Genomic DNA, 12,192 nt, shown 5'->3' with positions numbered 1-12,192 from the left:
AAGGAGCCCTTGCCCGGCGGCCGGCCCCGCACGGAAAACCGCTCGCTCCCGGCGGCCGGCCCCGCACGGAAAAACGCTCGCTCCCGGCGGCCGCCCCGCACGGAAGCCGCTCCGGGGCACTCAGGCCTGACCGGGCGGCGTCCACTCCTTCCGCGGGGGCGGCGGGGCTTCCAGGGCACTGCGGAACTTCTCCTTCAGGCTTTTCGCCGGAGCCTCCTCCTCTTCCCTGGTGTGCATGAGCCGGGCGGTGGTCACCCGGACATGGCACTCCCGGTGCCGCTGCCTGAGGAGCACCACCCAGGCACCGTCGCCGGTGAGCAGCGCGTGTCGCGCCGGCTCGTCTCCGGGCCGGGCGTGGCGGGCGAGGAGCTGGGGTGTGTAGTGCAGCGCCGCGTCCTCGGCCGCCGCGACGGCCTGTGCCTCGTCACCGTCGATGCGGTGCGCGCCCACCAGCGCCCACCGGTGCAGTTTCAGTTCGACGCCGTCGACGCGTTCCGTCACTCGCGTGTCCTCTTCGATGAGGACGTACCACTCGCCAGTCATGGCCGGTGCCTATCTGTCCGTTGGGGCCCGGGCGGGCCGACGCTTCCTCCGGCCGGCCACGAACGCGTGTTTCATGTTCGGCTCCGCAGATCCTGTCATGTGGATCATGGACGGTGACCGCCGGGGCAGGCCCTGGCCGCACGGCCGGGACGGGCGGGAACGTACGGTCCGTCAGTGCTCCGCCGGCAGGACCTGGACGGTGTCGCCGACCGCGCGTTCGCCTGCGGCGTCGGACGGCTGGTTGACCAGTGTGCCGTTGACGGCCATCGCCGTGGAGCCGCCGCCGTCGAGGTTCATCGCCTCCACGGCACCGAGCGACCGCATGAACGCGGCGGCCTCGTGGAGGGTGAACCCCTCGCTGCCGTTCTTCAGCCGTCCGTCCACCGTCACGAGGAGCAGCCGGCCCCGGGCGTCGGTGCCGGCCAGGGTCCGGGGCTGGCGGACGTTGGCCCACGCGTAGCCGAAGGAGGTGTACTCGGGGTCGACCACGCCTTCGGCGGCGGCGTCGATGTCGATGCGGCCGTCCTTCACGAGCGTCGGTGCCGCGCTGACGATGGAGTCGTCACCGTCCAGGGTGACGCGCCGGCCCCCGGTGGTGCGGACGACTTCGCCGACCTTGACACGGCTGTGCGGCTCGGCGTGCTCCGTCAGCCAGTCGGCGGCCCGGCCGATGCCCTGCAGCACCTGCCCGCCCTCGGGTACGCGGCCGCCGCGCGCGCCGACGGAGACGACGCGGCCCGACGCGTCGAGCGCGACCTGCACTCCGGGTCCGGTCGGCAGGTCGGCCTGGAAAGCGGCGGTGAAGCGGACCAGGTCGTCGGCCATCCGGCAGGTCACGTCCTGCCAGGGCAGCTCGCTGGGCGTGCTGCCGGGACGACCGCAGTCCCGGACCGTGCCGGGCACGCGGTTGACGCCCTCGACGGGGTGGGTGGCGCTGCCCGCCCGGACGGTGGCGGTGCTCGTCAGGTCCGCGATCCGGATGTCGTGCCCGCCGTCGCCGATGAGCAGCGCGGAGCGGGAACCGACCGCCATCGACTCCAGCTCACCCTGGTAGGCGCCGATTCCGGACATGGTGCCGGGCACACCGTCGCCCGGTGACAGCACGAAGAAGCCTCCGTTGACCGCGACGAGCGAGTTCAGCCTGCGGGCCAGCGCCGAGGTGGTCTCGCGCTGCGCCACGTTGCCGCCGTGGGTGGCTTCGACGCTTCCGTCGAAGACCTTCGGGTCGATCACCGCGACGTGGATGTTCTGCTGGTCGGCCGGCTCCTGGACGTCGTAGCCGGTCCAGGAGAGGGTCGTACGGAACCCGGCCGCGGTGACCGCCGAGGCCGCGGTCCTCGCCTCGCCCTGGGTGGCGAAACGGCCGACACGGACCCGGTACCCCATCAGCCCGTGCGGGGTGTCGGCGTAGTCGGGCCACCGCACGCCCTCCACCCGGGGCGGGAAACCCGCCTCGGTCAGCTTGCGCGAGGTGTCGTCGGCCCAGGCGCGGGTGGAAACCTCGGCCCAGGTCGCGGGGGCGTCGGGATCGTTCGCGGTCCAGCGGGTGCTGCTCGGGGCCTGAACGGTGACCGTCCAGGAATGGTGCACGCCGGGGTGCCGGACGACGCCGGTGCGGAGCGTGACGCCGGGAGCCAGGCTCCGCGTCGTCCACTGCTCGGTCACCGCGGTGTGCCCGGAGCCCACCCGCCCCGCGCCGGACAGCAGGACGGGAGCTGTCACGGCGAGCACCACGACGGTCGCGCGTCTCGCACGCACACGGGCGGGGCGCCGCGCGGCACCCCGGACGCGGGTGGCACCCATGCCCATTCACCTCACCATGGATCCGGGGACGGGCCTGACACCCCGTGCGGCCGTCCCGCACACACCTTGACCGACGGTGGCCCACTTCACCGGCCGCAGGTGACGACCACCGTTCTCGGCGTCAAAGTAACCACGGCACTCATGTGAACTCGACAGCGCCCCCCCTGCTACGGGCACCTCGCCGGCTCCCCCACGCAACCGGCGCTCGCAGGCGACGCCCCCCTCCGGCGCCCGGATCAGTCCTGTTCGCGCAGACCCCAAGGAGAGCCGTACTCGGTGAGCAGGTCGAGGAAGGGGCGGGGCGGCAGGGCCTCGGGGCCGAGGACGCCCCGGCCCGACCAGGCTCCGGTGGACAGGAGCTCGAGGGCGACGACCGGGTTGACGGCGGTCTGCCAGACGACGGCCTGGGAGCCGTACTCGCGCATGGACCACTGGTTGTCGACCACGTGGTAGAGGTAGACCTCGCGCGCGGCACCGTCCTTCGTGCCCTTCACCCAGGTGCCCGCACAGGTCTTGCCGGTCATCCGCTCGCCGAGCGTGGCGGGGTCGGGCAGGCAGGCGGCGAGCACGTCGCGCGGGGAGACCCGCACGGGCCCGTCCTCGCCCGGGACGGTGACCTTCGCGGTGGAGTCCAGACCCAGCTCGTGCAGCGTCTTCAGCTTGGCGATGAAGTCGTCGCCCAGGCCGTACTTGAAGGTCACCCGGCGGGCGTCCACCCAGCGCGGGATCAGCAGCACCTCCTCGTGCTCGACGTTCACGCACTCCACCGGGCCGATGCCCTCGGGGAAGTCGAAGACCTCCGGCTCGCTGAACGGCGCGGTGGTGAACCAGCCGCGGTCCTTCTCGTAGACCACCGGGGGGTTCAGGCACTCCTCGATGGTGGTCCAGATGCTGAAGGAGGGGGCGAAGCCGTAGCCCTCCACGGTCAGGTCGGCTCCGTCCCGGACGCCGATCTCCTCGATCTCGTCGAAGAGTTCGTCCGCGGCGTACCGGGCGAAGACGTCGGACAGGCCGGGTTCCACGCCCATGCCGACCAGGGCCAGGCGGCCGGAGTCGGCCCAGTTGCCGGCCAGCTCGAACTGGCCGTCGCCGAGCTTGACGCCGCACTCCTCGTGCGGGCGCTCGGCGTGCGGGGCGGACAGGGACATCGCCATGTCCAGGTAGTGCGTGCCCGCCGCGAGGGCCGCGCGGAACAGGGGCATCACGAAGCGCGGGTCGGTCGCGTTCAGCAGGACGTCGCAGCGCTCCTCGGTGAGCAGCCGGCGCACGCCGTCCTCGTCGGAGGCGTCCACCCGCCGTGCGCTGAACCGGTCCCCGTGCTCCCCCAGCGCGGCCACGGCCGCCTCGGCCCGGGCCAGTTCGTAGTCGGCGACGACCATGTGGGTCAGGAAGTCGCGGCGGGCCGCTATCCGGGTGACGGCGGTTCCGACGCCGCCCGCGCCCACGAGCAGTACTCGCATGTCACACACCTCTTCTCTGGAGGGCCCACGCCCTGCGCAGGGCCCTGATGCAACGGGATGGCCCGGTGTAGAGTCAACGGTGTTGGCATAAGAGCCGCCGTCGGGCGGGCGGGAGGGAATGGTCCTCATGGCCAAGGACGTGGTGCCCGAGGCGGCCCGGCGCAGGCGGCGGCCGACCCGGCAGGGCACGGTGCTGTCCGAGAGGCTGATCGTGGACACCGCGCTGCGGGTGCTGCGCGAACACGGCGGTGCGGGCCTCACCGCGCGCCGGCTGGGTACCGCGCTCGGCGCCGATCCCAGCAGTCTGTACCGTTACTTCGCGGGTATGGACGACCTGGTCCGGGCCATCGGCGAGGAGTTGCTGGGGCGGGCGCTGGACAGCTGGTCCGCCGCCGGCCGGTGGCGGACCGACCTGCGCGCCCTCGGGCTCGCCATCCACTCCTCGTACCTCGCCGACCCGCAGGCCGCCGCCCTGACCGCGAGCCGGGTCACCGGCCGGCCCCGGGAGATCGCGGTCGACGAGACGATCCTCGGGATTCTGCGGACGGCCGGGTTCCCGGACGCCACCGCCGTGCGCCTCTACCACGCCTTCATCGACCTGACCATGGCCTTCGCCTCGCTCGACGCCGGAGCCCTCGCCCTGGCGGAGGAGGCCAGGACCAAGGACGAGAAGATGTGGACCTCCACGTACGCCCGGCTCCCCGCCGAGTCCTACCCCCACATCGCCGCGACCGCCCCCCTCCTGGCCGCCCGCATGCCCCACAGCGCCTACCCGGTCGTCCTGGACACCCTGCTGGACGACGCCGCCGCACAGCTGGCCGCGGCACGGCCCCCGGCCACGGCCCGCGGCAGGTCCGCCCGGCGGAAGGGCCCGGCCGCCGGAGGGTGAAGCGACATCGCACCAGGCGCGGGCGACACGGCCGGCGGAACCTGGCGACACGGCCTCGTCAGCCGGCGGCACGGTCCTCGGCAGCCGGTAGCCGGCAGTCGTCAGTCGTCAGTCGTCAGTCGTCAGTCGGCAACGCGGTCCTCGTCCGCCGGCGGCACGGTCCTCGGCAGGCGGCGGCACGGGACAGCGCGGCCAGGTGCCCGCCGCCCGGCACCTCATGCGGCGCGGGTGCCGGCCGCCGCGCCGCGACCGCGTCGGCGCTGCGTGGGCAATACGACCGCCGGACGGTCGCGACGTCGGCCTCCGCGGCGGCTGTGCGTCCGTCCGCCCTCCACGGCGTACGCAGCCGTTCGCTCACCACGGCGTACGCGCCCGTTCGCTCCGCACCGAGTGCGCTTCCGGCCATCTCCCACGGCGCGCGAGCGCCGCGCACGCCGGTGTTGCACGTCCTGTTGCGTATGCACCGGTCGGCCTCCCTGCCCGATCCGCTGCTGCTCGACCAAGGAGGCTCTCGCCGGCGCCGGGCGATCCGCTCACGGAGTGACCGGCCGGTGCCTGTGCCGTGCCGGCCGGCGGCGGTCCCTGCGCCTGGTGGACGAGGCGCTCGGTCCCGGCACCGCGGCGACCGCGTGTCCTCCCGGCCGTTCCCCCCGGCGGCGATCCCGTCTCGGCCTCCGGCCGGTTCGCGCGGATGTCTGGGCCCCGACCACCCCGACACCCCCGACACCCTCGCCGCCCTTGCGGACCTCGCCGTCATACTCCGGCAAGCAGGACGCGTCTCGGAAGCCGAGAGCGTACGGCAGCACCTGGGCCCCGATCCCCGACGATGGCTGGGCTCCGGGCCGGGAGCGCCGTTCGCCCGGAGGCAGTGGAACGCCAAGCGCAAGTCCTGATCACCGGGGCGCCACGGCGGTTCCCGGAACGTGCGCGCGCACGCCCGGCCGGCCCGCCGCGCGCAGGACCGGTCCGGCCGCGCCCGCACGCCTCAGCCGCTCACGGCAGGCCGGCGCGTCATGGGCCACCGCCCAGTACGCCTCCTCCAACTCGGGGTAGGCGTCGTCCAGTTCCTCCTCCGTGCGGGCCGCCAGCAGCAGCCGTACCCCGATCGGGTCGCCCTCGATGGGGCGGATCGCGAGGTCGGGCCGGGGAGGGGCGGTCGGCTGGCTGACCGTGACCACCTCGCCGGTGGCGGCCAGCGAGTAGGCGGTGAGGTAGTCGCCGTGCAGGATCTCGGAGTGCAGGCCCGCGGTGCGCAACACCCTTGCCAGGGCGTCCCACTCGCCGTCGACCGTGGCGTCGACCATCCAGCGGTCGCCGGCCAGGTCGGCGAGGCGTACCTCGGGCCGTGAGGCCGCGGGATGGTCCGCGGCGAGCGTGACGAACTGCGGTTCCCGCTCGATGAGCACCCGCAGGCGCAGCCCCGGCGGGACGCGCAGCGGGCTGCCCTCGACCTCGTGCACGAAGGCCATGTCGAGCCGGCCGGTGGCGACCATGCCGAGCAGGGCGTTGGCGGACACGTTCATCTGCAGTGTCGGTTCGATGCGCGGCAGCCGTGCCCTCAGCAGGCGCAGCCAGCCCGGGATGGCCCGGCTCGCCGTGGCGCCGATGCGCAGTCGGAACCCGCCGGCGGCCCGGGCGGCCGCCGCCCTGGTCTCGGTGACGATGGCGGCGAACTCCGCCACCAGTGGCCTGGCCCGGCTGAGCACCGCCAGTCCCAGCGGGGTGGGCCGGCAGCCGGTCCGGTCGCGCACGAAGAGCTGGGCCCCGAGGGCACGCTCGATGCGTCGCAGTTGCGTGCTCAACGACGGTTGTGCCAGGCCGAGTTGGCGCGCCGCTTTGTGCAGACTGCCGGTGTCGGCGATGGCACAGAGAACACGCAGGTGCCTCACCTCCAACTCCATGGCAGGAGCGTAGGACGGCGGGGGTCATGACACCAGATGTTCAAGGTCCAACGAATGTGGACGAGTTGATCGCCGATAGCCTCGTGCTATCCCCGATTGCCATCATCCGCCGCCCCGTTGGCCTGCCCGAGACTCACTGGCAACCGATCGTTCAACCCCACAGGACGAGAAGGAGCCCCCCATGGCGCCGTTCCGCAGCAGCACCGGGTCAAAGGCCCCCAGACGACTTGTGACCCTGGCACTCGGCCTCGGTCTGGCCTCCGCGGCGCTGGGCACCGCGACCCCGGCGAGCGCCCAGAAGACCACCGGCACACCTGCCCGCACGGCCGTCGGCTATGTGGGCACGGCCGAGAAGGCCGACACCAAGGCGTTCTACGACGCCGTACTGAAGTCGGTCGCCGAGCGGCAGGCCGCCCAGCCGTCGCTGAAGGTGGTGACCGTCTACTACAACGCCTCCCAGGCCCCGAGCTTCCGCTCCCAGATAACGAGCGCCGCCTCCATCTGGAACAGCTCCGTGTCGAACGTCAAGCTCCAGGCCACCACGGGTACCGGCGACTTCGCCTACTACGAGGGCAGCGACCCGCGCGGGTCCTACGCCTCCACCAACGGCCACGGCCGCGGGTACATCTTCCTGGACTACGCGCAGAACCAGCAGTACGACTCCATACGGGTCACCGCCCACGAGACCGGTCACGTGCTGGGTCTGCCCGACCACTACAGCGGTCCGTGCAGCGAGCTGATGTCGGGCGGCGGCCCCGGCCCGTCGTGCACCAACCGGTACCCGAACGCCACCGAGCGCTCCCGGGTCAACCAGCTGTGGGCCAACGGCCTCGCCAAGGCCCTCGCGCAGGTCGCCAAGGCCGGCTGACCCGTACCGCCCGGGCCGTTCCGCCGAACCGGGCGGGTGGCCCTCCCCCGCCGCCCAGGACCACCTGCCCCCACACCGGCCGCCCGTGCACCGCGTGACGGACGGCCGGTGTGGCGCGGGTCCGGGCGCCTCCTCCCGGGGTGGTCAGGGCTGTCCGGTGCCTACCTGCGCCACGGGCCGGTCACCGCGAACGTGGTGCCGGGCGTGTAGCAGTTGACGTACATCGTCGCTCCGTCGGGGGAGAACGTGACCCCGGCGAACTCGCCCCACTCGGGTTCCCGGTCGGTCCCGATGTTCTGCCGGCCCCGGGCCATCGCGTACACCTCGCCCCGGCGGGTCACGCCGAAGACGTGCTGGGCGCCGTTGCCGTCCTCGCACACCATCAGGCCGCCGCTGGGAGCGAGGCAGATGTTGTCCGGGGACTCGCCGGGCAGCCGGACATCGGTGTCCGGGCCGAAGACGACGACCAGGGTCAGCCGGCGGCGTGCCGGGTCGTAGCGCCAGACCTGGCCGTAGTGGTCGGCCGCCGAGCCGTCCGCGCTGCGGGCGAAGGACGACACGAAGTAGACGCTGCCGCCGCCCCAGTAGCAGCCCTCCAGCTTCTGCGCGTGGGTGATGCCTCCGGATCCGTATTCCTGGAACCGGGTGGGCGTGGAGGCGGCCAGCGGGTCCGGTACGTCGACCCATTCGACGCCGTCGAAGCGGGCGCCGGTCTCCTGGATCGTCGACAGGTCCGCCACGCCGGGCACCCGCATCGCCTGGAGCCGGCCGCCCGCGCGCAGCGAACCGACGCCGCCCAGCGGTTTGTCCGGCAGGAAGCGGTAGAAGAGGCCGAAGGGCTTCTCGAAGGCGTCCTCCGTCTCGTAGACGATGCCGTGGCGCGGGTCGATCGCGATCGCCTCGTGCTGGAAGCGGCCCATCGCGGTGAGCGGGACCGCGCCGGTGCGGTGCGGGTCGGCGGGGTGCACCTCGAAGATGAAGCCGTGGTCCCGGGTGTAACCGTTGGTGCCCGCCTTGTCCTCGGTCTCCTCGCAGGTCAGCCAGGTGCCCCAGGGAGTCGGGCCGCCCGCGCAGTTGACGGCGGTACCGGCGATGGCGACCCGTTCGGACAGCACCTGGTTGTCGGGGCCGAGCGTCAGGGCCGTACAGCCGCCCTTGCCCGCCGGGTCGTAGGTGAGGCCGCCGACGGCCGGGACGGGGATTTTCGCGGTGACACGGTTCTCGTGGTTGCGGACGAGGTGGGTACGGCCCGCCCTGCCGGCGAAGGCGGCCATGCCGTCGTGGTGGGAGGGGACCGGGCCCTCCCCCGAGCGGAGCTGGTCGCCCTCCCGGGAGAGCACGCGATAGCGGAAACCTTTCGGCAGGTCGAGCAGACCGTTCGGGTCGGTGACGAGGGGGCCGTAGCCGGTGTGGCCGAGGCCCTGCGCGGCGGCGGTGCCCGCGAAGAGCTCGGAGAGCGCCCCGCTGAAGGCGATCCCCGCCCCCAGGGCAGCGGCTCTGGACAGGACCTGTCGACGTGTTGCGGACATGCGGCACCAACCTTCCTGCTGGCGGACAGGAGCTGTGACCTTGCTGTGTCTACCACCTGGTGGGGGTTGCGGGAACCACGCGCGGAGCACGTGTCACCGGCGACACGGGCGTCCCGGAGACGGACGCCGGGGCGAGGTGCCGCCTCCGACGGCCGCCGGGGCGTGACGGCGGCGGCCCCCTGCCCGGACACGCCCTCGCCGTGGTCCCCCGGGCCGGCGACGGGCGGCGCCGAGGTGCCCGAACGGCGGCCCGGCTCGTCATCCGGAGTCACTGGTCGTACGACCACAGGCCCTGAAGGCGCAGGGGCGAGGCCCGGTCCGTGCCCGAGGGCCGCCGTTCGAGTGAACCGTCGTGAACCGCGGGCGGCCGCGGAATCCAAGGGACGTCGACTCATCGCGCACTTCTCGCGCACGTGGAGATCGATTCGAAAGTGGCAGCCTCTTGCCCGCCTGTTCACACTGAAATCGGCGGTTCGTGATCAGAAACATGGCGGACCGTGTCGGCGATCCGCACGTCGTCAGGAGATCCCATGGTGGAGCAGTCCTCCGAGGTTCCCATATCCGGGCCGGACGAACCTGCCGTCACCATGCGCGGAACCGGACCGGCCGGGACGGAGACCGAGCGGAAACTCGCACAAGCGCTGGCCGAGGTCACGGGTGCCGACCGCGTTCCGGTCGACAGTCACTTCTTCACCGATCTCGGTGCCAATTCCCTGGTGATGGCCCAGTTCTGCGCACGGCTGCGGAAAGCACCGGACCTGCCGTCGCCCTCCATCCGGGACATCTACCGGTACCCCACGATCCGCAGCCTGACGGCCGCGCTCGCGCAGGCCGCAGCCGCTGCCGCCCCCGCCGTCACTCCGTCTACGGCATCTACGGCATCTCCCGCCTCGTCCGCCGCCCCCGGCTCCTCAGCCTCCACGGACGCGGCCGGCTCCGCGACGCTTCGGGAGGCCGCCGGCCCGTCGGCTGCGGTGGCGCCCGTGAGCCGGCGGAACCAGCTCCTGTGCGGAGCGTTCCAGCTGCTGATCTTCCTGGGATATTCCCTCGCCTCCGGATTCCTCACGGCCGAAGGCTACGAGTGGGTCGCCGCCGCCTCCGGCCTGGTCGGCATCTATCTGCGGTCACTGTTGTTCGGGGGCGTCGGATTCGTCGCTCTGTGCGCGTTCCCGGTGCTCGCGAAGTGGCTGCTCATCGGCCGGTGGAAACCCGGTGAATTCCCCGTATGGGGACTGAGGTACCTGCGCTTCTGGCTCGTGAAGGTGCTCCTCCACGCCAATCCCATGGTCTTCCTCGCCGGAACTCCGCTCTACGTGCTCTACCTGCGGGCCCTCGGCGCGCGGATCGGCAAGGGGGTCACGATCCTGACCCGCACCGTCCCGGTCTGCACCGACCTGCTGACCATCGGCGCCGGCACGGTGATCCGCAAGGACGCGTACCTGCTGGGCTACCGGGCCTGGGCGGGCCGCATCCAGACGGGCCGGGTCACGCTCGGCCGGGACGTGTTCATCGGCGAGAAGACCGTCCTGGACATCGACACCTCGATGGGCGACGGCACGCAGCTGGGCCACTCCTCGGCCCTGCACCGCGGCCAGGCCATTCCGGACGGGGAGCACTGGCACGGTTCACCGGCGGAACCCACACCCGTCGACTACCTCCGGGTCGAACCGGCCCGGTGCGGCACCGTGCGCCGGGCCTGGTTCGGGCTCGCCACCATCATCCAGCTGGTCTTCCTCTACCTCCCGCTCGCCGTCGGCGGGGTGTACATGCTGTTCACCGAGGTGCCGGCGATCGGCAAGCGACTCGACCCGCAGACGGCCGTGCTGACCCGGCCGGAACTGATACCCGACGCGCTGGCCGTCTCGCTCGCCCTGTTCTTCGGTTTCGTCGCCGCGGGCGGCGCCGCCCTGTACGCCGTGCCGCGTCTGCTGCGTCTGATCGTCCGGGCCGACCGGGTCTATCCGCTGTACGGAGTGCACTACACGCTGCACCGGCTGACGGCCCGCATGACGAACGTCAAGTTTTTCGCCTGGCTGTTCGGCGACAGCTCGTACATCGTGCACTACCTGCAGGCTCTCGGCTACGACCTGTCGAAGGTGGAGCAGACCGGCTCCAACTTCGGCACCGAAGTGCAGCACGAGACGCCTTTCCTGGTCACGGTCGGCAGCGGAACGATGGTCGCGGACGGACTCTCGCTGATGAACGCCGACTATTCCAGTACGTCCTTCCGGCTGTCCCGCGTGTCGATCGGGCCGCGCAACTTCCTGGGCAACAACATCGCCTACCCGGTCGGCGGCCGGACAGGGAACAACTGTCTGCTCGCGACCAAGGTGATGGTGCCCCTCGACGGCGAGATCCGTGAGGGGGTGGGGCTGCTCGGGTCGCCGTGCTTCGAGATCCCGCGCTCGGTGGACCGGGACGCGCGCTTCGACCACCTCCGCGAGGGCGCGGAACTGCGCAGTCATCTCGCCGCGAAGAACCGCTACAACCTGCTCTCGATGGCGTGGATGCTGTTCGTGCGCTGGCTGCACGTCTTCGTGCTGACGCTGCTCGCCCTCGTCTCCGTGGACCTGTACGGCCTGGTCGGCCACGTGGTCATCGGCGTCTTCCTGGCACTGATGCTCCTGTTCTCCACCGCGTACTACATCCTGGTGGAACGCTTCATGACGTCGTTCCGCGGGCTGCGCCCCCAGCTGTGCTCCATCTACGACCGGAACTTCTGGTTGCACGAACGGCTGTGGAAGGTCCCGATCCACTACCTGAACGTGTACAACGGCACCCCCTTCAAGAGCCTCGCCTGGCGGATGCTGGGCGTGCGCATGGGCAAGCGGGTGTTCGACGACGGCTGTGTCGTGACCGAACGGACCCTCGCCGCCATCGGCGACGAGTGCACCCTCAACGCCGGCTGCAAGATCCAGTGCCACTCGCAGGAGGACGGCACCTTCAAGTCCGACCGGATCACGCTCGGCGCCCGCTGCACGCTGGGCGTCGGCGCCCACGTGCACTACGGCGTGACCATGGGCGACGGCTCGGTGCTGGCAGCCGACTCCTTCCTGATGAAGGGCGAGGAGATCCCCCCGGACGCGCACTGGGGCGGCAATCCGGCCATGGACATGCCCGAGACCTGGAGCCGGTCCGACGGCACCGGGCGGGCCGGGGAAACGACCGGCGTCACCGCGGCAGCCACGAGTTGAGGAAG

8 protein-coding genes are annotated in these 12,192 nt (G+C 72.0%); 3 read left to right on the top strand and 5 right to left on the bottom strand.

Annotated features, from left to right (window positions below):
* Positions 1-120: 120 nt before the first annotated feature.
* The 3 genes from ABZ576_RS11200 to ABZ576_RS11190 form a co-directional block, all read right to left on the bottom strand.
* Positions 121-543, bottom strand: a complete 423-nt coding sequence (locus ABZ576_RS11200) for a hypothetical protein (protein WP_360738797.1) — start codon at positions 541-543, stop codon at positions 121-123.
* A gap of 171 nt (positions 544-714) precedes the next feature.
* Positions 715-2,265 (bottom strand): phosphodiester glycosidase family protein, encoded by a 1,551-nt coding sequence (locus ABZ576_RS11195; RefSeq protein WP_360738795.1) that lies wholly within the window; start codon positions 2,263-2,265, stop codon positions 715-717.
* A gap of 317 nt (positions 2,266-2,582) precedes the next feature.
* Complete coding sequence (locus tag ABZ576_RS11190; protein ID WP_360738792.1) at positions 2,583-3,806, bottom strand: saccharopine dehydrogenase C-terminal domain-containing protein; 1,224 nt, start codon at positions 3,804-3,806, stop codon at positions 2,583-2,585.
* A gap of 127 nt (positions 3,807-3,933) precedes the next feature.
* On the opposite strand from ABZ576_RS11190, the gene ABZ576_RS11185 reads away from it, so the two are divergent.
* The gene (locus ABZ576_RS11185; protein ID WP_360738790.1) at positions 3,934-4,695 is read left to right on the top strand and encodes a TetR/AcrR family transcriptional regulator; all 762 of its coding nucleotides are present in this window, start codon (positions 3,934-3,936) and stop codon (positions 4,693-4,695) included.
* A gap of 893 nt (positions 4,696-5,588) precedes the next feature.
* Here the strand turns inward: ABZ576_RS11185 and ABZ576_RS11180 are convergent.
* On the bottom strand, positions 5,589-6,596 hold the full coding sequence (locus ABZ576_RS11180; RefSeq protein ID WP_360738788.1) for a LysR family transcriptional regulator: 1,008 nt from the start codon (positions 6,594-6,596) through the stop codon (positions 5,589-5,591).
* Positions 6,597-6,777: 181 nt separating this feature from the next.
* Between ABZ576_RS11180 and snpA the strand changes: the two genes are divergently transcribed.
* On the top strand, positions 6,778-7,464 hold the full coding sequence (gene snpA / locus ABZ576_RS11175) for a snapalysin (RefSeq protein WP_360738786.1): 687 nt from the start codon (positions 6,778-6,780) through the stop codon (positions 7,462-7,464).
* A gap of 161 nt (positions 7,465-7,625) precedes the next feature.
* Here the strand turns inward: snpA and ABZ576_RS11170 are convergent, their stop codons facing one another.
* A complete protein-coding gene (locus tag ABZ576_RS11170; RefSeq protein ID WP_360738783.1) occupies positions 7,626-8,993 on the bottom strand; it encodes an alkaline phosphatase PhoX in 1,368 nt (455 codons plus the stop codon).
* 530 nt (positions 8,994-9,523) lie between these two features.
* Here ABZ576_RS11170 and ABZ576_RS11165 point away from each other — a divergent pair.
* On the top strand, positions 9,524-12,187 hold the full coding sequence (locus tag ABZ576_RS11165) for a Pls/PosA family non-ribosomal peptide synthetase (protein WP_360738780.1): 2,664 nt from the start codon (positions 9,524-9,526) through the stop codon (positions 12,185-12,187).
* Positions 12,188-12,192 lie beyond the last annotated feature (5 nt).

This window comes from Streptomyces sp. NPDC013455 (genome assembly GCF_040632975.1).
Lineage (GTDB): Bacteria > Actinomycetota > Actinomycetes > Streptomycetales > Streptomycetaceae > Streptomyces.
This window is presented reverse-complemented; position numbering and strand designations above follow the sequence as displayed.